Here is a 19,808-nt window from a genome sequence, read left to right as displayed (position 1 = left end):
CGCCGTGTCTGAAAGGGGCCCACCACAGCGGGCACCGGTAAGACACAGCGGGTATTTTTATGGGGACGCCGGGTGAGCGGCTAAATCTTGTAGTCTGTCATCTCGAAAATCTGCAGGAAGCGCTGAATACGGGCGTGGTCCGAGGCGAAGAACCCAGCCGGGGCGCCGTTGTAGGCAACAGTGCCGCCGTCCAGGAAGATGATGCGGTCAGCCACGCGGCGCGCGAAGGCCATGTTGTGAGTAACCACTACCAGGGAGCGCTTTTCAGCCGCGAGGCCCATCAGCACCTGAATCACCTCGGCTTCAAGCTCGGGGTCCAGGGCGCTGGTGGGTTCATCGAAGAGCAGGTAGTCGGGGGCTACCGCCAGAGCACGGGCGATAGCTACGCGCTGCTGCTGACCACCGGAAAGGTTATCGGGGTAGGCATCAGCCTTGTGCTCCAAACCCACCTTAGCCAGTAACTGGCCCGCCAGCTTCTTAGCCTCAGCTTTGCTCTTTTTACCGTTGAGCACCGGGGCCAGGGCAACATTCTGCTGGGCGGTCAGGTGCGGGAAGAGGTTGAAGTTCTGAAAGACCATGGCAGAGTGCTGGCGGATGGTGCGCACCTGCTCGTCGGTGAGGTCAGTGCCAAAATCGACGGTATCGCCCTCGATGGAAAGCTGACCTAATTCAGGGGTTTCCAAGAGGTTGAGACAGCGCAACAGGGTAGATTTACCCGAGCCAGAGGGCCCCAGAATTACCGTGGTTTCCCCAGCGGCAACGTCCAGAGAAATCTCACGCAAAATGGTGTTGCCGTCAAAGCTCTTTGACAGGTTTTTAACGCTAAGCATTGGCAGTCCTTACATAGCGACTGGTGCGCTTTTCCAGGTACTGCTGGCCGATGGACAGCAGGGTGAAAATAACCAGGTAGATAGCTGCGACCTCAAGGTACATGGCCAGGGGCTCGAAGGTGCGGGCCGCCACCTGCTTACCGGACTGGAAGAGATCCACCATAGAAATCACAGAGACCAGGGAGGTTCCCTTCACCAGGTCAATCAGGTCATTACCCAGCGGGGGCAGGGCGATGCGGGTTGCCTGCGGAATCACCACGTGGCGCAGGGTCTGAGCCCGGGTGAAGTTCAGGGTGCGAGCTGCCTCAAACTGGCCCCGAGGAATCGAGGCATAGGCAGAGCGGAACGTCTCCGCCACGTAAGCACCGGTGTTGAGGCTCAGCGCAATGATGGCAGCGCTCCAGGTATCCAGGGTGATGCCCACGCGGGGCAGACCGTAGAACACCAAGAAGAGTTGAACCAGCAGCGGGGTGCCGCGAAAGAACCACACATACGTGGTGGCTAGCCAGTTGAGCGGGTTGAACCTGCCCAGGTTGCGGGCTGCGGTGGAGAACAGACCAATCACCAGCGAAAGCACAAAGGCGATGATGGTGAGAGGGATGGTGACCTGCGCAGCGGCCAGCAGCAGCTGCGGCAGGGACTCCACCCAGAGCTCTATATAACGATCCATGGTGTCCTAGTGTAGGAGTGCGCCTTAGGACGCGGGGGTCAGGTCAATCCCGACGTACTTCTCGAAAATTGCCTTGAAGTCGCCGTTCTCCATGTGTTTCTTCAGGGACTCGTTGATGGCGTCCTGCAGGCTGGTGGCACCCTTGGGCATCAAAATCGCAGCCTCTGAGGGTTCACCCAGAATGCCGTCCAGCAGGCGGATGGGAGCATCGGGGTGCTGTTCCTGGTAGTAGGAGAAGGTAACGGCATCATTACCGCAGGCATCCACACGGCCGGTGAGCACCTGTTCGATGGCCTCATCAAAGCCGGTCACGATCGTCATCTGAGCGCCAGCTTCTTCCAGCAGGGTACGGAAGTTGGAAGTCTCGGAGCTAGCTGCGGTGGCGCCGTTCAGGTCGCTGACGGACTGCAGCTCTGAGCTATCCAGCACAGCAACCTTGCCTTCGGATGCCACGTAGGGCACCGAGAAATCGTACTTTTCCTGGCGCTCCGCGGTGGGTGAGACGTTGTTGATGACGATGTCATAGCGGTCAGCATCCACACCGGCAATGAGGGAGTCCCACTGAGTTTCGATGTATTCAGCTTCAACACCGAGGTCAGCGGCGATCAGGTCAGCGATCTCCTTCTCCATGCCTACTAGCTCACCGGTTTCGTTGTGGTAGTTCCAGGGGGCGAAGGTACCTTCAAAGCCCACGCGGATTTTGCCGGCGTCCTTGATGGCCTGGAGCTTATCGGCAGCAGCGGTTGAAGAATTCTCTGATGAGCCACCGCAGGCAGCCAGCGCTAGGGCAAGGGCACCAGCCCCGGTGAGTGAGAACATGGTACGACGGTTTACATTCATGGTCTTGCCTTTCTGGGCAGGGAAAAAGGGGGTATTACTGATAGTTTAGGCGGCATCGAGAGCTGCAGTGATATCGGCGATGAGATCCTCTGCTTCTTCGATACCTACGGCCACACGCACCAGGCGCTTGGTCATGCCTGAAGCTTCAAGATCTTCGTCGCTGAAAGCGCCCTGGGTCATGGTGGAGGGCAGGCAGACCAGGGACTCAATGCCACCTAGCGACACAGCGAAGGTAAAGACCTGCAGGGCGTCCAAGAAGGCCTTGATATCCTTGCCCTCCGCCATGGTGAAGGAGAAGAGCGCGCCGTTGCCGCTTAACTGCGCGGCCTGCAACTGGGCTTCAGCTTCACTGTGGGAACCGGGGAAGTAGACCTTCTGGACGGCAGGGTGGGCAGTGACTGCCTCCAGCACGCGGGCGGTGTTCTGCTGCTGGCGGTCCATGCGGATCGCCAGGGTTTTGACCGACTGAATCAGGCGGTAGGAGTCGATGGGTGAGAGTACGTTGCCGGTAATCAGCTGGGCTTTGAAGAGCTCGTCTGCCAGGGCAGCATCGTTCGTGGTGGCGACACCTGCCAGCAGGTCAGCGTGACCGCCCAGGTACTTGGTGGCAGACTGGACCACGATGTCAGCCCCCAGCTCGAGGGGGCGCTGCAGGTAGGGGGTCATAAAGGTGTTATCCACGACCAGCAGGGCACCGTTGCGGTGGGCAATCTCGGCTACTGCCCTGATATCAACCACGCGCAGGGTGGGGTTAGTGGGGGTTTCCAGGAAAATCATGCCCACGTCTTTACCCACAAAGTCAGCATCGGTAAGAGCGGTAAAGTCGTGCACGAACTCGTAGCTGACCCCGCGCTTGGGCATTTCGATGGTCGCCATGCGGTAGTTACCGCCGTAGACGGGCATGCCCAGCATGATGGTCTGGCCTGACTTCAGAATTCCCATGGCAGCGGCGGTAGCGCCCATGCCGGTAGCGTAGACGTAAGCATGCTCAGCGCCCTCAAGAGCTGCCAGGGTGATTTCAGCGTTAGAACGGGTAGGGTTACCTCCGCGCTGGTATTCGAAAGGCCCTTCGGTGCCGTCAGTGGGCTGACCAAAGGTGGTTGAGGTATAGATCGGGGGAACAACCGCGTTTTCTTCGATACCGTGGAGGGCGTGAATAGCACGAGTGGTAAAACCTGCCATGGATCAGTTGCCTTTCGTATATGGGAATGTACTGTCTGAGCCTATACCAGGCGCCGCCAGCTAGGACAATTATTGTTACAAGTTTATGACCCGCTTCTAGGGCATCCTGCGGGCATGTAACTAAGACCACGAACCAGTACAAGGAAAGTTGCTGCCCGCTAGGGTTTCTGGTGACTGAAAGCGTACCGGTCTCGCAGAGAGTTCAGCTTCTTCACCGCCGTATCGGTGAGTTCCCATAAGGTATCCCCTGTGCCCAATCTGCAAGGGTTAGCAAAAACCACTGGCTCCCCCTCCAGATGTGATTTTTCAAGACTGGCAAGGGCATTAAGGCACTGGCGTTCAGGCTTAGCCGTTAAATCTTGGGCTACGCAAAGAGTTACATAACCATGGGTAACGATATGGCGCAGAAGGATCAGAAGGTCAAGATCCCGCCGTAAACGTCGGGGAGCTAACGCTCTAATAAAGCACGCCCACACCACATCCTGTCCCTCAGCAGTTAGTTGCACCCGCACCGCATCCCCATCAGCTACTTCCTCAATCAGAGGGGCTGGCATACCGCGCTTCAGCATTTCTCTGCGCAGCGTAGTAATGCCTCCACCCTGGTAATCCATCAGGTGGAGCTCTACTAGCACCTGTACCAGGGCGTTGTTCCGGGATCGAGGCGGGTGCTGCCCCAGGTTCTCAGCCGTAACCCCGCCGAAGAACCCACCGACTGAACCAACCATCACTGAACTAGCCGAATGCCATACATCCACCGGGGCAGATGCAGCCCAGTCTCGATGCGCCACGCCGTTCATCAGGGCCTCTTTAATAGCCCGCGGGGGCACCTGGGTGAGCAGCCTCCCCGGCTTCTCATAGGTTGCCAAATCAACATCCTGCAGGCTCTGATACTGGCCATCGCCAGTTTCAGCAGCATACTCCAGTTCAGTCTCCAGGACGCAAATACGGGTGGCTCGTTCAATGTGGGCAAATACCGTGGCAAGTTCCTCCAACAGGGACGCCCGCGGAGGCGCCTTTCCTTCCTGGTAGACCGGCGGCAAAACGGAATATTTATGGTTCTTAGCGAAGAAGCGATAGGTAATATCTGGCTGGCCTCGCCCAATCAACAGCAGGTAGCCAGCGTTAGTAAAAGTATTTTGTGCCGTCACCACACCCAAGCGGCGCAACAAATCCTCATCATCAGCTCTCGACAGATCGAGGTGGTTGGGCAAACCCGTCGCATCTAAGAAACTGCGGGCGGCTTTCAAGGCGGCCGGGCGCACGTGGTAGATGGGGATCTTTGAATCCTGAGCTGACCAGTCAAAGCTGAGACTCCGCCCTTGGCGCTCCCTCCACGCTTCTTCGGTCACCGCCACACACTGATCCTTAACCCGCCAGTGAATAATATCTTTCCAGGGCACCGGCTCAATCGCCTGGGGCGCCAGAATGACGAGCAACCTACGGCCCCTAATGTGCACCTCCTGGATGCTCACGGTCAGTTGGTGTTCAGTGAGCGCGTAAATACGCCCCCGCAACCAGGCGGCGTCCATTTCTGTGCCAATAATGTCGCCTCCATCTGCCACCCCCACGATCAGGGCACCGCCGTGTTCAGTGTTAGCCATGCAGGAGGCCTCCCCCGCCAGCGCAAAGGCGGCCTCCTCATTATGTGGGCTTGAGGGAAGTATTTCGCCGCGCCCGTTACGTCGGCCGGCTTCTTCTTTGAAATCTAGGTATCGTGATTCATAGGTATGAGACCAAATGTTATCTTCTAAAGCTCCCAGCACACGATTGACCTCATCGCGCACTGGATCACCGCGCAAAAACTCGTGCATAGATTCACCCTACATCTTTTGTGATACAAGTTACATACACGCACCTAAAGTTCTTAGTCCAGCCCCCGGCAGCCTACCGCCACCCCTGGTGATACCCGGGCATACAAAAGCGCCACCTCTTAGAGAAAGAGGTGGCGCTTGAGAAAAGCTAGAGAGCCTTAGACCTTACAGGCCAGCAGGTGAAACATAGATAGGTGCTGAGCCGGTGGGCAGGTTGACTGAGAAGATAGTGGTTCCCATGCCGTTCCAGCCGCCGTGTACTGCCTGTCCGTTGCCGATGTAAACAGCGATGTGCTGCTGACCGAAGCCGTTGGAGGCGTAGAGTACAAGGTCGCCAGGCTGGGGGTTAGAAGTAACGGTACCCAGTCGCATGTAATCCATGGGCCAGCCGTGGAAGTTGATGCCAGCGGCGCGCAGTGAATTGGTGGCCAGCATGGTGCAGTCGGTCTGAGCGTTTATCTGTGCGTAACCGAGGGCAGCTGCAACTACAGCATCGCGCTTAGCTGAGTTGCTAGCTGCTGGTAGAGCAGCAGCTGGTGCAGCTTCAGTTTCAACAGTAGGAGCAGGTGCAGCTTCAACAACAGGAGCAGGTGCAGATTCAACAACAGGAGCGGATGCTTCTTCAACAACAGGAGCAGCCTCGATAACCTCTACGGTTTCAGCCTGAACGGCAACTTCTGCGGGAGCTTCTGCAACAGGTGCTTCATCAACAGGAGCCTCTTCAACTACTACCTCAACTACAGGAGCTTCCTCAACGGGAGCCTCTTCAGCGACAGCTTCTTCAACAACGGGGGTTGATTCAACGGGCTTCTCGGGGGCCACAACGTAAGCGGGCACGCCCCAAAGAGCAATCTTGCCCTCGCCGGCCAGGGCGAATGACTTGAGCAAGGGGGCAGAAACTACTGCACCGTTATCTGCGGTGGTCTGCGGAGCTTCATTGGTTGCGTTAGCGGCTGCAAAAGCACCGCCTGCTAGAACTACACCTACCGCACCTACTGAGAGTGAACGACGCACGTTAATACCTTTTCCTTCGTTAGAATTTCAGCGACCCGCCTGTTGTACTGGGCTGCCTTTGGCTCTAGTTGCTTCGTGGCAAGTTCCCAGAAGCTCATTGGACTCTGAACAGCATATAACGATTTGGTAACGATGTATACCAAATCGTTATAAAACTCTGCTCAAGATGCCTCCCTCTGACACACGGGATACCAAAAACCCTGTAAATTAGCTGTTTTTTACTCATCAGCGTGCAATTCATCACCCCGGGGGATTAGCATGTCAACAAATAGCTTCAAAGTATGGAATGTTGGCGCGGCGCATTCTTTGCACCGTTGAGGGGCAGAGAGCTTAATCTCCGCGTGACTTAAGAGTGACCGGGGGTAGCTGAGGGGCAGAGATCACGGGCATACTCTCCCCATACTCTGCCGGTAGTAGCACGACGCCGCCAAAGCGTGGGTAGACCCCCGCCGCGGTTTCAGGTGTGGCCCCTTCTGCCAGGGCACCATCCGTCACGACTCCCTCTTCAGCACCGGGCTCAAACAGCTCTACTTGCGCTTGCCAGGCGGCGCGGGCGTCCACAATATCCTGGTGGTTTCGCCCGATGAGGTTCCACCACATGGTGATGTGCTCGCCAAAGGGCTGGCCACCTAGAACGATGAGGCGGGTCTCCCCCACCGTTTCGATGGCTAGGGTATCTGAGCCGGGCTCAAGGTAGAGCATCTGGTCTGCCTCAATACGGCGACCCTGCACGATAGCGGCTCCGGTGTCCACCAAGATGCCACGTTCGAAAGTGGGATCCAGGGTCAGGGTGAAGTGTTGGTGCGGAGCATCCGCAGGTGGGTTCTTGGCAGCTTCGGGGTCTGATCCCGGCGCGCCCACCATAATTTCAGCTCCCAGTAGGGGCGAAAAGGTTTCCACCGGGGAAGTTCCCTGCAGGGTAGCGCTACCCATGGTGAGGGAGAGCTCGCCCAGAAAAACGCGGGCCTGCAGCGGGAGACTGTCTGCACCGTGCGCACCCTGACGGGCGGCAAAGGTGAGGGGCGGAGGCGCAAAGTTCTCAAAAGCGGGTTCAGTATTAAGGTGGGCCTCAGGTAGGGCAATCCAGAGCTGCACCCCGTGGAGCACCTGGGTGTCAGCGGTGGAATATTCACTGTGGTTAATGCCGTAGCCAGCTGTCATGAGGTTGAGTTCGCCGGGGCGCACGTCCGCTACAGTGCCCAGGGAGTCCCTGTGCTCAACGGTTCCGGTGAAGATCCAGCTGGCGGTTTGCAGGCCGGTGTGGGGGTGGGGTGCCACGCGCATACCGCCAGTAGCCGCCACGTCATCGGGGCCGTAATGGTCCACGAAACACCAGGCACCAATCATGCGGCGTTCTTTGGAAGGAAGAAGACGGCGTACGGTCATGGCGCGCAAGCCGCCCAACGGAACGAGGCGGGGCTCAAGAAGTTTCATGGTTTTAGCCTAACCCGCGCCGAGAATTGGTGAAACCTTCAGCAACAACCACTGCCGGTCTCAGCCTGTTACTGGGACCGGCACCCAACGGTTAAGGACAAGGAAATCACGAGTGCAATCAGGGGCAAGTGTGCCTAGGCCAGTACCTGCCGTTTGGAGGAAATCACGCCGGTCACGAAGCCTGCGAGGTGCAAACCGCCATGGAAGCGGGCGTACTCAATTTTGACGCAGCGGTCCATCACTACGTTCAGCCCGGCACTCTCCCCCAGTCGCGCGGCCTCCTCATTCCAGGAGCCCAGCTGCATCCACACGGTCTTAGCGCCTGCGTCGATAGACTCCTGCACTACGCCCGGCAGATCCTCGTTGCGGCGGAAAATCTCCACCATATCAGGGGCTTCCGGCAGATCAGCCAGGGAGGCGTACACCTTCTGCCCCAGAACTTCCTTACCTTTGGCAGCAAGAATGGGGTTCACGAAATAGAGAGTGTAGGGGCTAGAGGACTGCAGATAGGTTGCTACGAAGTAGGACGAACGCGAAATTTTATCGCTCATACCCACAATGGCAATGCTCTTCGTATCGTGCAGAATCGCGAGACGTTCAGGGGCGCTGGGGCCTTCCCAGGTACGTTCAGTCATGGCTTATGCCTCCTTCTTGGGGCGGGAAATCTCGCGAGCGGCGCGCTCGGCGGCGTGGGCTGCAGCATCTGCCTCTAGTGCCTCTTTCTGCGCTAGGGCTTCTGCCTCAGCGGCTGCACGGCGTTCGACCAGCTGATCAGCGCTAGCAACGCCCACGGTTTCACCGGCGTAGTTGCGCCCGGATGCATGGGTGAGTGCCTGGTCTAGGTCCCAGATGATGTCTTCGGGGTCTTCGAGACCCACCGAAATGCGAATCAAATCTTCGTTGACGCCACCGGCGGCCAGCTGCTCGGGGGTAAGTTGCTGGTGGGTGGTGGACGCCGGGTGCAGCACCAGCGTGCGGGCATCCCCGATGTTAGCCAGGTGGGAGGCCAACTGCAGGGCACCGATGAACTCGGCACCAACGTCTCGGCCACCAGCTTTCTCGGTAGCGGCAACGCCAAAGGAGAAGACCGAGCCTACGCCCAGCGGCAGGAGTTGCTGACCGCGCTCGTAGTGGGGGTGGGTGGGCAGGCCAGCATAGTTGACGTAGGAGATGCGGGGGTCGGCATCCAGCCACTCGACTACGGCGCGCGCATTTGCCAGGTGGGCGTCCATGCGTTGCGCCAGGGTCTCAACGCCCTGCAGAAGGTTGAAAGCTGACTGGGCGGGTAGAGAGGGGCCGAAGTCGCGCAGCTGTTCGCTGCGTAGCTTGGTCAGGAAGCCGTATTCGCCGAAGTTGCCCCACCAGGAAATGTTGTTGTAGGAGGGCACCGGCTCGGTCATGGTGGGGAACTTGCCGTTACCCCAGTTGAAGCGGCCAGATTCAACCACGACACCGCCCAGGGTGGTGCCGTGCCCGCCCAGGAACTTGGTCACCGAGTGAATCACAATGTCAGCCCCATGCTCAATGGGACGGATCAGGTAAGGGGTGGAGAGGGTCGCATCGACCACCAGGGGGATGTCGTTCTCATGGGCGACAGCTGCCAGGCCGGGCAGGTCAGCAATCTGGCCCGAGGGGTTAGCAACGATTTCAGTGTAGAGCGCCTTGGTCTCGGGGCGGATAGCGGCGGCGTAGTCGGCAGGGTCAGTGCCATCGACAAAGGTGGTTTCGATACCGAAGCGGCGCAAGGAGACATCTAGCTGGGTGACGGTGCCGCCGTAAAGGTTGGAGGACGCCACGATGTGGTCCCCCGCCTGGCAGAGGGCAGCGAAGGTAATGAACTCTGCAGCCATACCCGAAGCAGTAGCAACAGCACCGATACCGCCCTCTAGCGAGGCGAGACGTTCTTCGAGGGCTGCCACCGTGGGGTTACCCAGACGCGAGTAAATATTGCCGTACTTTTGCAGGGCAAAAAGGTTAGCGGCGTCATCCGCGTCCTTAAAAACGAAGGAGGTGGACTGGTAGATGGGCACGGCGCGTGCCCCGTGCTCAGCGTCGGGGGTGCCGCCAGCATGCAGGGCGCGGGTGCGGAAGCCAAAGGTATGCTCGGCCACGTGGTGCTCCTTGGAAAGGGGACAGGTATTCACTCTTCATAGTGGTCTAGCCCTCACCAGATAAACAAGTGTTTCTCACGTTGCGTATTATGACGACGCGTGCCTACCGCCTGCTAGGTCACCGTGAGTTGCTGGACGAGGGTGGCGTTATCACGGGTGAAACCGCTGTCGGTCGTAAAGGAAGTCACGTAACCGGCGTAAAGAGTCACTTCTTCTGCACTCCTCCCAACCATGCAGAGGCTGATTTCGCTCCCGGGCCAGGTAGCAGTTGCCGCATCCAACAGCACTGGGTTGGTGGAAGGGCCGGTGAAGCTGGTGACATAGAGACGGTAGCCAGTGAGATCAGGAGTGACTCCCTGAGCTGTTGTTACCGTTTCTTCCACTAGCCGGGGTTCAGTCCACGACTCGGTGCAATCATCCAGCAGCTGGGGTTCTTGCGCAGAAGCGTACTCTGCGGGCACCGCAAAGTAGTAGTCCAGGCGTGCTAGCTGGGCGGTGGCGTCCACGGCCTGGCCGCTTTCGTAGCCTACTGAGAAGCCTGCTGGTTCCGGGGCTACCGGCAAATCAGTAAAGAGGTTAAGCACCCGGTTGCCATCGCTGTTCAAGGACAGGCGACCACTCTGGCTGCTGGCATTGTAGTAGGCATAGTCGGACACCGCGTGGGCAGCTGGCGCGGAGATAGCCAGGGTGGCAGCACCTGACCAGGCGGCACCTTTAAGAGCTGTTCTTCGAGAAAATACACTGTTCATATTTCCACCCTAATAAAAGTCGGGTGGGAATGCTTGCCTGACCAGTGCATACGGAGGCTTATGTGTAATGTGGTTTTATACAAAAGTGGGGACACAACCCGTAGGGTGTGGGCTTTCTAAGGGCACGTAAGGCGAGAAATTTGGATTTCTTCTGGTTTCACACAGGTTCAGAAAAGCAAGTTTGCACTCAAATAACATGTAAATTGTGAGGGGTCTCAGGCAGGTAGCCCCCCAGTGTTATTCTTCTTCAGAGCAGACGAGCTTATGAGCAAGGTTGGTTATCTGAGCAATAACGTTCTCAGGTGAGGCGCTAAGGTCGAGATAATGAGTGTGCAGCTTAAGGCCGATATCGTTGAGATGGTGGGTTGTGCTGGTAGCACTACCTTGACTTGAGCCAGCCAGAATCAGATGTCCACTCTTCAGTCCTAAATGTTTGCAGTAGGTTACCATCTGATAGATATCATCATTTGCAGCGCTCTTATCCTGGTCACCTACCTTGTACTTAGCATCAGCAACAACAATCTGATTGCCGTCCTCTTCAACAAGGATGTCAGGGCGGATCTCAATCTTCTGTTCTCGGTCAATTTTCTGTTTACGCTGAGTTCTTACGCTCAATGAGCGGCGAAACTGTCCAACGAAGCTTTCCTGCATAATAGATGCGAGAAAATCCTCAAAAATACCCGGCAGATTCACTACAAAAGAGATCATGGAGTGGACCCCATGGCCCTCGCCCGGTGACATATTTTCAAGAATGATTGTGGCCAGTTTCAGCGCAGACTGATATCCCGTGTTTCTACGGTTTAATTGCCAAGGTGGGGTATGACTGCCACGTGGCAGACTGTCCACCTCAGCAAAAACTAGCTCTAGGGATAGAAGTCGTTGACGCACATTGGGGTCAAGACCCGGCATCATGAGCACCCGAGAAAGCGCAGTCTTGAGAATTTTGTTTTCGACGATATTTGGCGAGTAGTCATCATAGGTAACTTCTAGAGGGATTGGCGTCCAAGGGCGGCGCGCCATTTGATCCTCTACCCTGATAGAGCCCTTGACAAGCGGCAATTCGTCCTCGACCGTAACGTAATCGTAAAGCAACCCTCGCCCGACAGCCTGATGGGTACGGGCAAGAAAAACCCTGGCGATCAGGTCCCATAAATCTCGTTTATCAGACCGATAGCTTTCGGGCAGGAAGGGATCCTTTGCGCTGTAACTCATCAGAAAGAAGAGCTGAGATACCGCTAATTTTGGGGTTACTTCATAGCGAGTTCCACCAACGACAACGATTCCCACCCGGTTGAGAGCTGGGCGCACGGCAATCTCTGCTCCCACGGAGAACACCTTAAAAAGCCCGCTCTTTTCCAGAGCAACAGCATGACTAGGGGTATCAAGCACCAGCAGGTTTTGGGAATTTTCAGCTAAGGAGAAGCTCGGCATCATTCACCAGTGTCTCCCTGGGCGTCATTGGCTCCGTCTCCTTCTTCCAGCTCAGCTTCCTCACCGCTACCCGAAGTCAAGAAAGTGTTGAGCGCGTATTCACTTTCCACTTGGTCTGGTGTTTTGACACCGTAGAAGTAGTCAACGAGCAGGGGAAGAATGTCATAATGCCACACCTGCTGCAGACTTTCCTGAGTGGTGAGCCCAAAGAAGTATGAGGGGCCCACCGATAGGTCTGCGCCCCGGTTCGATAGACGGCTGTTAAGTTCTTCTTGGAGTTGTGCACCTACGCTGTTCCCGGAACGAGCAAGAGCTCCGCGGGTTGGTTCCTTCCGCGGGGAAAGCTCAACGAAAGCAAAACGACGGCGGATAGCGGAGTCAACGGTGGCAATAGACCGGTCCACCGTGTTCATGGTGCCGATAATAAAGAGGTTTTCAGGCAGGGAGAAAGCAGCATCAGAGTATTGCAGAGTAATCGCCCTGTCGCGGTATTCCAGAAGGAAATAGAGCTCACCAAAAATTTTGGCGATGTTGCCACGGTTGATTTCATCAATAACGAGGAAGAAAGGCCGTGTTGGCTCCTGGCACGCACGGTCAGCCAGACGTTTAAGTGGGCCGGGTTTAAGGGTGAAGCTAAGCGACTGTTGGGAGCTGTCTTTATCCTCCGGAGAGGTAGTACTTGGGCGGTACCCTTCAAAGAAATCTTCATAGGTATAAGAAGGGTGGAACTGCACAATTTCAAAGTGGCTACCCGGAAGCTCTTCCGCTGGGTCTTCGGGCTCATAGGAATCAACAAGTGCCTGTGCAATAAAAGTTTTGCCGGTTCCGGGAGGTCCGTAGAAAATAATTTGTTTGCGGTTCTCTAACACAGCCAGGGTATCAGCTACCCAGTTCTTTCCCTCTTTCCCACCACGAGGAGCATGAATCTTCTGCACGACCTGATTTTGATTGAGTCTGTGAAGCATGGTGAGTCCTTGAGCTGGAAGAGTTTCAACAGAGGCTGAACTAACTGGGTTGGAGGTAGATGAACGAGGAGTTCCCCATAAGGGCATTAGACCGTCAAAGAGAACCACACGATCCTCGCCAAATACGAAGTCCCCTCTCTGGTGGTGTGTATCAGTACCCAGAAAATCCTGAATTTCCTGGAGACCAGGATTATCTTGGTCCTGAGAAGTCTCTATGTAGCAGCGCGCTTCGAGTAGGTTCTTATCGATATCTCCCTCGTCAGTTAGTTGTAATTTCTGCAACAGGTAGTCATTGATTTTTTTCTTGGAGCTAGAAACACCGATGGGTTCAAAAACGTTGGGGAACATAGCAATGAGGAAAGGGCGAGCATGGGCATCTAAAGACAGAGACCTTCTGGGTTCTTGACCAGTTTCACGACCTCGCCTGACATATATTTCTGCAGCGGCTTCACTTACAGGACTCAGAAAATCTTTCAGAAGCCAAGGATTTTCAGCTAGCTCGTCAGCTCGGGGAGCATTTGCTAGAGCCTGGCACAACTGGGCCATCCAAATAAAAGTCATAGAGGGGTAAAAATTTGCCTGTTGCCCTCCTTTATAAAGAGTCAGAGAAAGTAACCTGGCTATTTCCTTACCCGTCAGCATAGCTTCCGCCTGCTCAGGAGTGTAGGCACCCTCAAGAAGGATACGGATGCGGAATTCTATGGTTTCCGGTTTTGCCGCATCCATTTGGATATTACGGAGCAAGTAAGATTCGGCGGTAAAAAGCGCCAAAGCCTTGCTATCTACTCCTGCTATTCTAAGGAAGGCAGGGATCTCAGTGAATGGGTTTCCCTCGCCTTGCCAGCAGGACTGAAGCACCATGTCCTGGGCTTTATGAGCGGTCTCTGAGTCCCAAATGGTACACGTGGGGTCCAGGTATGACTTCTTATCACCAAAAATATGGTCAAGGATTAAGTGGGCTCCACACGCAGACTCCTCAACCCGTAGCTGGTATGGTCCTAACGGGGAACGATAACCGGTAGTAATGTAAGAGGATTCAGTCTGCTCAGCCATGGCGCCTTCATCTAGGTTGATAGTAGGTTTATTCCCCCAATATATCGCTGATATATGTTTTGAAAGGGTAGCCCCCATAACCCGGCATCCACCCTTAGGTTCTATGACCAAAATCCCCAGCTGACTCACCAGCACGCTTCTGACTTTTCCCACGTAAGTAAGCAAGAATGAATACAGTTTTTCTGGCGAGGGATAAGCCCGCCTCTAGCATGAAAGAGGGCATGCATGCTCCAAAATATTATTGACTGGATCATCTCGGTCATGGAGGCCATCGGTTCACCGGGTGTAGGTCTAGCGGTGTTCCTTGAGAACGTCTTCCCGCCCATCCCCTCTGAAGTTATTTTGCCGCTGGCAGGTTTCACCTCCTCACAGGGGTCCATGAACGTGGTAGCCGCTTTCATCTGGGCAACCGCCGGTTCCCTTGCCGGCGCCTACTTTCTCTACTATGTCGGTGCCGCCATTGGCGCTGAGCGTCTACGCAAAATTGCGGCATGGATGTGGCTGGTCAAGGTTGATGACGTCGATAAGGCCCTCGCTTGGTTCGACCGCTACGGCAAGGTCTCTATCCTGCTCGGTCGCCTCATCCCCGGCGTGCGTTCCCTCATCTCAGTTCCCGCCGGCATCGACCGCATGCACCCCCTCACCTTCGGTCTCTACACCCTAGCTGGTTCAGCCGTGTGGAACGCCCTGCTCATCTGGTTGGGTTGGATTCTGGGTGAAAACTGGCACGCCGTAGAACACGTCATCGACCAGTACTCCACCGTGGTCTACGCAGTCATCGCCCTAGCCCTGCTTGCCTGCCTGGTATGGCTTATCCGCCGCGCAATGCAAGAGAAGCACGACGTCGCCTAAAGTAACAAAGAAGGACGCCGCACCCGGGCCGGGTGCGGCGTTCTTACTTTTAAAGAGGAAAAACCACTTTACCTTGGGTAAATAATAAAAGGGGGGTGTTGAACGCTTCAGACCAGCCAAAAACAAGTAGTCTTCTGATAATTGCTCCTGGGAGGATATGAACTTATGGACGTCGTGCTAGTCGACGAGCAGGGCCAGCCTGTGGGCGTCGCGCCCAAAAATATGGTGCAAACAGCTGAAACGCCCCTACATCTTGCATTCTCGTGTCATGTGCTCAACGGGAACGGGGAAGTTCTGATTACCCGCCGGGCCTTGAGCAAGAAAACCTGGCCCGGGGTATGGACCAATTCTTTCTGCGGTCACCCCACGCCCGGCGAAAGTATCACAGACGCACTAACACGCCACGCACGGGGGGAGCTCGGTGCCACGCTAGAGAAGGTAAGCATCGAATTACCTGATTTCAGATACCGTGCCGTAGATGCCAGCGGTGTGGTTGAAAACGAAGTATGCCCGGTCTTTACCGCACATTTGAATGGTGGTTTGACCCCGCACCCAGCTGAGGTTCTAGAGTACCGTTGGGTTTCTCCATCTGACCTTAGGACTAGTCTTACCGCAACCCCTTGGGCCTTTAGCCCCTGGCTCACCTTACAGGCGCCTCTGATGGGACTCTATTCAAACTCCACTGCAGAAAAGGGCTAACAGTGCTAGCTCCACCGGTAAAAACCCAGCAGTCCTTTGAAAACTACCTTTCCCAGCTTGTTGAGTTAAATACTCAATCAGCGGTTTCTATGGGTCCGCTCTATGAGCAATTATGGTTGAGTATTGCAACGCTCAGCGCATCGGGTAAACGAGTTCGCCCCACCCTGCTTCTCACCGTATTTGACGCTTACGATGGAATCGCTCATGATGCCGCACTAAAAAGCGCTGCTGCGCTAGAACTATTGCACATCGCTCTGCTGATGCACGATGACATTGTTGATCAGGATCTTGAGCGCCGCGGTCACCCCAACTCTATTCAAGTTTTTCGGGATGCTGCCCTGCATGAAAACCACCCATCTAATATCGCTCAGCGCTGGGGTGAGGCTAACGCTCTGCTAGGAGGGGATCTGCTGATTTCCCTTGCCTACAAGCTTATGGCCTTAATCGATGCCCCTTTCAAGGTGAGAGAGCACCTGCTATCTGTTTTTGAGGAGAGCGTGCAGCATGCAGCGAGTGGGGAACAGCTAGATTTGGCATATGGGCTGGGTATTAGAACCCCGACGCTTGAGGATTTGCGGACGATGATGCATCGGAAGACGTCCGTCTACAGTTTTCAAGCCCCGCTCATGATGGGGGCTATTCTGGCTTATGCACCACCAGCCCACCTTCACACGCTTTCTCGCATTGGCGACACCCTAGGGCAGATTTTTCAGATAACCGATGACCTCCTGGGCGCCTTCGGGAACCCTTCAGTAACCGGAAAGTCAGCCAGCACCGATATTGTGCAGGGCAAAGAAACGATGCTTATTGTCTACGCCCGGCAGCATGAGGGATGGGAGGAATATCGGCATTTGTGGGCTGACCCTAACGCCACAGAGGAACAAATAGATAGTTTCAGAGCATTTTTGGTAGCTAGTGGTTCGCGCCAGCGCACCGAGGAATTAGTTAACACCTACATCAGCTCATGTTCACAGGAGATTCGACAGGCACAGTTTCCCCCCGCTCTGCAAGAACATCTTCTAGCCTTTACCACCACTCTAGGGGGTCGTTTCTCATGAATCACACTGACCGTCTGGGGCTTTATTCCTTAGCCGCGCGGCGTAGTAGCTACCCGGTGATTGGGGTCTACTCTAGCTCCTTTAGGCTGGCGAGTCTCATTTACCCGTCGGCAATGCGCACTTCTATTGCCTGCATTTATGCCCTGGTGAGAGTTGCCGATGAAATTGTTGATGGTACTGCTGCTGATGCCGGGCTCACCGTAGGCCAACAGCGCCAGGCTTTGGACGTGTTAGAACGTGAGGTCGAGTTTGCATTATCTACCGGTTTCAGTAGCAATCTGGTGGTGCATGCCTTCGCCAGAGAGGCTCGTGCCTGCGGCATCACAGCTGACCTGACCCGGCCCTTTTTTGAATCCATGCGCGTGGATCTTGATGAGGTCAACTTCGACACCGATGAACAGTACCACCGCTATATTTACGGTTCAGCTGAGGTTATCGGCCTGATGTGTCTCTGCATTTTTCTTAAAGATAATCCCTGCCCCCCCTCTTCAGCGGCAGGAACTTGAGGGGGCGGCTCAAGCATTGGGTGCGGCCTTTCAGAAAATAAATTTCTTACGGGACTACGCTGATGATTCAACTCGCCTGGGGCGAAACTATTTTCCTCACGTGGAGGGCAAACTTAATGAAGACTCCTTGGGGGTGATCATCGCCGATATCGAGCAGGATTTAGCACATGCACGCTCCGGTATCGACGCTCTGCCACGCCGTGCCCGGTACGCTGTCCGTAGCGCCACCGCTCTCTACAAGCACCTGCTTGAACAGCTTCAAGCGGCTTCCGTTCGTGATATTGAACGTCGCCGTTTCTCTCTTTCCACCCCGACAAAATTACGGCTAATTGGCAAAGAACTGATGCCACTATCGAAAGCAACGCTATGAAGCAAATTGTCATTATTGGTGCAGGTATTTCTGGTTTGGCGGCGGCCGCCCTGTTAGGACGTCAGGGGCACACCGTCACTCTTCTTGAAAAGAAAGAAACCACGGGAGGACGGGCGGGTTCCTGGGAAAAACAGGGTTTCAGGTTCGACACAGGCCCTTCCTGGTATCTGATGCCCGAAGTTTTTGACCATTTTTACGAGTTGATGGGTAGCAGCACCTCTGAGCAGTTGGACCTCAGCCGCCTTGACCCAGGCTACCGCGCCTACTTCGAAGGCCAGCAAGAGCCCTTTGATTTAGCAGGAACCGCTGAAGCATTTGAGTCGCTCGTGGCCTTAGACCCCGAGCACAGGGAGGGAATCACAGCTTACGTAGAATCAGCCCGCGATACCTACAACATCGCTTTGAAGCGCTTTCTCTACGGGTCTTTCCGTTCGGCTAAGGATTTAGTTCATCCCAGCGTCCTGCGCCGGCTCCCTCAACTGGTGGGACTGCTCAGCCGCTCACTGGATCAGAAGATTCAGGCGCATACAGCAGACCCACGGATGCGCCGTGTACTGGGCTACCCGGCTGTATTTTTAGGTGGCTCGCCCCTAAAAACCCCCGCTATGTACCACCTGATGACGCATCTGGATGTAAATGCAGGGGTTCTCTACCCACAGGGTGGATTCAATCGCGTGGTAGAGAGCATCGAGACTCTAGCCCGCCAGTCCAGGGCAACTATCATTACCGGCGCTGATGCCCAAAAGATACTGGTGGACGAGGGCGTAGCAAGGGGTGTTGAATATATCGACAGCTCAGGTGAGAGCCATCGTATCTACGGGGATACCGTGGTAGCAGCGTGTGACCTACATTTTGTGGAACATCAGCTTCTTGAAAAAGAAAACCGCGATCATAGCGAGCGCTGGTGGGCTAAGGCAGACAGTGGACCTGGAGCGGTGCTCGCGATGCTGGGCGTTGAAGGGGAGCTTCCAGAGCTGGCACACCACACACTCTTTTTTGCTGATGACTGGGAAAAAGGCTTTGCTGAGCTTGAAGGCAACACGCTACCTGAAACCCCATCAATTTATATCGGTAAGCCCAGCGCTTCTGATGTGTCAGTTGCCCCTGACGGTTATGAAAACTTATTTGTACTAATCCCCGTGGCTGCACGCCCAGAATTCGGCCACGGTGGTGAAGACGGTACCGGAGACGAGCAGATTGAACGCTTTGTAGACCGAGCCATTGAGCAGGTAGCAGAGTGGGCTGATATTCCTGACTTAGCTGAGCGTATAGTGGTACGCCGTACCGTGTCACCTGCAGATTTTCAGCATGAACTGGGGGCATGGAAAGGCACCGCTTTGGGGCCTTCTCACATCCTCGCCCAGAGCGCGGTCTTCCGTGCTAGCAATAAGTCCAAGAAGGTAAAGAACCTGCTCTTTGCCGGCTCATCTACAATCCCCGGAATTGGGGTACCCATGTGTCTAATTAGTGCTGAGCTAGTGGTCAAAGAAATGATGGGTGATAAAAGCATGAAGGCGTTGAAGAGCCTATGAATTGGCTCTATCTCTTAGCACTTTTAGGCTCCATCGCTGGCATGATGATTCTGGATGCCCGGTTTAAGGTGGCGCTCTTCCGGAGGGCCCTTAGTACCGTGCTGATGGTAGGTTTTGGGGTGGCTGCCCTCATCATCGTCGACTTGTATGCCATAGAGCACGCTATTTTTGTTCGGGGTGAGTCACCTTATCTTCTGGGCATCTGGCTCACCCCGCATATACCCCTTGAAGAGCCTATTTTTCTGGCTTTTCTGAGTTACTGCACCTTGGTCATTTATGGGTTGCTCAACAGATGGGTAGAAACTCGACGAGGTCAAGAAGGCTTAGCTCCTAACGATTCAGCCAGCGAGGTGCAGGTGTGAGCCCCTATAGCCAGCTGGCATTAATCGTCGTCGGGCTAGCGGTTGCCCTCACCCTACTCGGAGCCGTGGTTCTGCGCCGTCAGTCTCAGCGTTTACCGTTGGCGGCTATGGCTCTCACCTTGTTGGTGATGCTGACCCTTACCTTGATCTTCGATAACATCATGATCGCTGTTGATTTATGTCGATATCCCGAAGAGAACTTCTCCAATATCACACTAGGCCTCGTACCACTGGAAGATTTTAGCTACCCCATCTTCACCGCTCTGGTGTTGCCTATGTGGTTCGAAGTCCTCAATAAAAGATTCGCTCGCCAGAGACCCCCACAGAAAGCGAGCTAGC

General features: G+C 55.3%; 20 protein-coding genes. 8 read left to right on the top strand and 12 right to left on the bottom strand.

What is annotated here, in order from left to right:
* Nucleotides 1-80: 80 nt before the first annotated feature.
* The 12 genes from VVR27_RS06270 to VVR27_RS06215 form a co-directional block, all read right to left on the bottom strand.
* On the bottom strand, nt 81-830 hold the full coding sequence (locus tag VVR27_RS06270) for an amino acid ABC transporter ATP-binding protein (protein ID WP_345446402.1): 750 nt from the start codon (nt 828-830) through the stop codon (nt 81-83).
* Nucleotides 823-1,500 (bottom strand): amino acid ABC transporter permease, encoded by a 678-nt coding sequence (locus tag VVR27_RS06265; protein ID WP_345446404.1) that lies wholly within the window; start codon nt 1,498-1,500, stop codon nt 823-825. The genes VVR27_RS06270 and VVR27_RS06265 overlap by 8 nt, the downstream gene beginning before the upstream one ends.
* Before the next feature lie 24 nt (nt 1,501-1,524).
* Nucleotides 1,525-2,340, bottom strand: a complete 816-nt coding sequence (locus tag VVR27_RS06260; RefSeq protein WP_251380300.1) for a transporter substrate-binding domain-containing protein — start codon at nt 2,338-2,340, stop codon at nt 1,525-1,527.
* A gap of 45 nt (nt 2,341-2,385) precedes the next feature.
* Nucleotides 2,386-3,522, bottom strand: a complete 1,137-nt coding sequence (locus VVR27_RS06255; RefSeq protein ID WP_368547596.1) for a PLP-dependent aspartate aminotransferase family protein — start codon at nt 3,520-3,522, stop codon at nt 2,386-2,388.
* A gap of 158 nt (nt 3,523-3,680) precedes the next feature.
* On the bottom strand, nt 3,681-5,333 hold the full coding sequence (locus VVR27_RS06250; protein WP_368547595.1) for an RNA-binding domain-containing protein: 1,653 nt from the start codon (nt 5,331-5,333) through the stop codon (nt 3,681-3,683).
* 165 nt (nt 5,334-5,498) lie between these two features.
* On the bottom strand, nt 5,499-6,347 hold the full coding sequence (locus VVR27_RS06245) for an NlpC/P60 family protein (RefSeq protein WP_368547594.1): 849 nt from the start codon (nt 6,345-6,347) through the stop codon (nt 5,499-5,501).
* Between the two features lie 330 nt (nt 6,348-6,677).
* Entirely contained in the window at nt 6,678-7,781 is a 1,104-nt protein-coding gene (locus VVR27_RS06240; RefSeq protein WP_368547593.1) for a pirin family protein, read from the bottom strand.
* A 134-nt stretch (nt 7,782-7,915) separates the two neighbouring features.
* Entirely contained in the window at nt 7,916-8,416 is a 501-nt protein-coding gene (locus VVR27_RS06235; protein ID WP_368547592.1) for a CoA-binding protein, read from the bottom strand.
* Between the two features lie 3 nt (nt 8,417-8,419).
* Complete coding sequence (locus VVR27_RS06230) at nt 8,420-9,892, bottom strand: O-acetylhomoserine aminocarboxypropyltransferase/cysteine synthase family protein (protein ID WP_368547591.1); 1,473 nt, start codon at nt 9,890-9,892, stop codon at nt 8,420-8,422.
* 113 nt (nt 9,893-10,005) lie between these two features.
* On the bottom strand, nt 10,006-10,641 hold the full coding sequence (locus VVR27_RS06225; protein ID WP_368547590.1) for a hypothetical protein: 636 nt from the start codon (nt 10,639-10,641) through the stop codon (nt 10,006-10,008).
* Nucleotides 10,642-10,878: 237 nt separating this feature from the next.
* Nucleotides 10,879-12,075 (bottom strand): McrC family protein, encoded by a 1,197-nt coding sequence (locus tag VVR27_RS06220; RefSeq protein WP_368547589.1) that lies wholly within the window; start codon nt 12,073-12,075, stop codon nt 10,879-10,881.
* Nucleotides 12,072-14,090 (bottom strand): McrB family protein, encoded by a 2,019-nt coding sequence (locus tag VVR27_RS06215; protein ID WP_368547588.1) that lies wholly within the window; start codon nt 14,088-14,090, stop codon nt 12,072-12,074. Before VVR27_RS06215 ends, VVR27_RS06220 begins: the two co-directional genes overlap by 4 nt.
* Before the next feature lie 225 nt (nt 14,091-14,315).
* Here VVR27_RS06215 and VVR27_RS06210 point away from each other — a divergent pair, with 225 nt between their 5' ends.
* The 8 genes from VVR27_RS06210 (at nt 14,316) to VVR27_RS06175 (ending at nt 19,807) form a co-directional block, all read left to right on the top strand.
* The gene (locus VVR27_RS06210; protein ID WP_345446419.1) at nt 14,316-14,942 is read left to right on the top strand and encodes a DedA family protein; all 627 of its coding nucleotides are present in this window, start codon (nt 14,316-14,318) and stop codon (nt 14,940-14,942) included.
* A 165-nt stretch (nt 14,943-15,107) separates the two neighbouring features.
* Nucleotides 15,108-15,641, top strand: a complete 534-nt coding sequence (gene idi / locus VVR27_RS06205; RefSeq protein ID WP_368547587.1) for an isopentenyl-diphosphate Delta-isomerase — start codon at nt 15,108-15,110, stop codon at nt 15,639-15,641.
* 116 nt (nt 15,642-15,757) lie between these two features.
* On the top strand, nt 15,758-16,699 hold the full coding sequence (locus tag VVR27_RS06200; protein ID WP_368547586.1) for a polyprenyl synthetase family protein: 942 nt from the start codon (nt 15,758-15,760) through the stop codon (nt 16,697-16,699).
* Nucleotides 16,696-17,205, top strand: coding sequence for a squalene/phytoene synthase family protein (locus VVR27_RS06195; RefSeq protein ID WP_368547585.1), 510 nt, complete (start codon nt 16,696-16,698; stop codon nt 17,203-17,205). The genes VVR27_RS06200 and VVR27_RS06195 overlap by 4 nt, the downstream gene beginning before the upstream one ends.
* 16 nt (nt 17,206-17,221) lie before the next feature.
* A complete protein-coding gene (locus VVR27_RS06190) occupies nt 17,222-17,575 on the top strand; it encodes a squalene/phytoene synthase family protein (RefSeq protein ID WP_368547584.1) in 354 nt (117 codons plus the stop codon).
* Nucleotides 17,572-19,107 (top strand): phytoene desaturase family protein, encoded by a 1,536-nt coding sequence (gene crtI, locus VVR27_RS06185; RefSeq protein ID WP_368547583.1) that lies wholly within the window; start codon nt 17,572-17,574, stop codon nt 19,105-19,107. The genes VVR27_RS06190 and crtI overlap by 4 nt, the downstream gene beginning before the upstream one ends.
* Nucleotides 19,104-19,469, top strand: a complete 366-nt coding sequence (locus VVR27_RS06180; protein ID WP_368547582.1) for a lycopene cyclase domain-containing protein — start codon at nt 19,104-19,106, stop codon at nt 19,467-19,469. The genes crtI and VVR27_RS06180 overlap by 4 nt, the downstream gene beginning before the upstream one ends.
* Entirely contained in the window at nt 19,466-19,807 is a 342-nt protein-coding gene (locus tag VVR27_RS06175) for a lycopene cyclase domain-containing protein (RefSeq protein ID WP_251380315.1), read from the top strand. The genes VVR27_RS06180 and VVR27_RS06175 overlap by 4 nt, the downstream gene beginning before the upstream one ends.
* Nucleotide 19,808 lies beyond the last annotated feature (1 nt).

It is taken from the genome of Rothia sp. LK2492, assembly GCF_040946345.1.
In the GTDB taxonomy this organism is placed as follows: domain Bacteria; phylum Actinomycetota; class Actinomycetes; order Actinomycetales; family Micrococcaceae; genus Rothia; species Rothia endophytica.
This window is presented reverse-complemented; position numbering and strand designations above follow the sequence as displayed.

Excerpts from the sequence above, each read along its gene's own strand:
- VVR27_RS06270 (WP_345446402.1), bottom strand. The coding sequence starts at position 830 with ATGCTTAGCGTTAAAAACCTGTCAAAGAGCTTTGACGGCAACACCATT.
- VVR27_RS06265 (WP_345446404.1), bottom strand. The coding sequence starts at position 1,500 with ATGGATCGTTATATAGAGCTCTGGGTGGAGTCCCTGCCGCAGCTGCTG.
- VVR27_RS06260 (WP_251380300.1), bottom strand. The coding sequence starts at position 2,340 with ATGAATGTAAACCGTCGTACCATGTTCTCACTCACCGGGGCTGGTGCC.
- VVR27_RS06255 (WP_368547596.1), bottom strand. The coding sequence starts at position 3,522 with ATGGCAGGTTTTACCACTCGTGCTATTCACGCCCTCCACGGTATCGAA.
- VVR27_RS06250 (WP_368547595.1), bottom strand. The coding sequence starts at position 5,333 with ATGCACGAGTTTTTGCGCGGTGATCCAGTGCGCGATGAGGTCAATCGT.
- VVR27_RS06240 (WP_368547593.1), bottom strand. The coding sequence starts at position 7,781 with ATGAAACTTCTTGAGCCCCGCCTCGTTCCGTTGGGCGGCTTGCGCGCC.
- VVR27_RS06235 (WP_368547592.1), bottom strand. The coding sequence starts at position 8,416 with ATGACTGAACGTACCTGGGAAGGCCCCAGCGCCCCTGAACGTCTCGCG.
- VVR27_RS06225 (WP_368547590.1), bottom strand. The coding sequence starts at position 10,641 with ATGAACAGTGTATTTTCTCGAAGAACAGCTCTTAAAGGTGCCGCCTGG.
- VVR27_RS06220 (WP_368547589.1), bottom strand. The coding sequence starts at position 12,075 with ATGATGCCGAGCTTCTCCTTAGCTGAAAATTCCCAAAACCTGCTGGTG.
- VVR27_RS06215 (WP_368547588.1), bottom strand. The coding sequence starts at position 14,090 with ATGGCTGAGCAGACTGAATCCTCTTACATTACTACCGGTTATCGTTCC.
- VVR27_RS06210 (WP_345446419.1), top strand. The coding sequence starts at position 14,316 with ATGCTCCAAAATATTATTGACTGGATCATCTCGGTCATGGAGGCCATC.
- idi (WP_368547587.1), top strand. The coding sequence starts at position 15,108 with ATGGACGTCGTGCTAGTCGACGAGCAGGGCCAGCCTGTGGGCGTCGCG.
- VVR27_RS06195 (WP_368547585.1), top strand. The coding sequence starts at position 16,696 with ATGAATCACACTGACCGTCTGGGGCTTTATTCCTTAGCCGCGCGGCGT.
- crtI (WP_368547583.1), top strand. The coding sequence starts at position 17,572 with ATGAAGCAAATTGTCATTATTGGTGCAGGTATTTCTGGTTTGGCGGCG.
- VVR27_RS06180 (WP_368547582.1), top strand. The coding sequence starts at position 19,104 with ATGAATTGGCTCTATCTCTTAGCACTTTTAGGCTCCATCGCTGGCATG.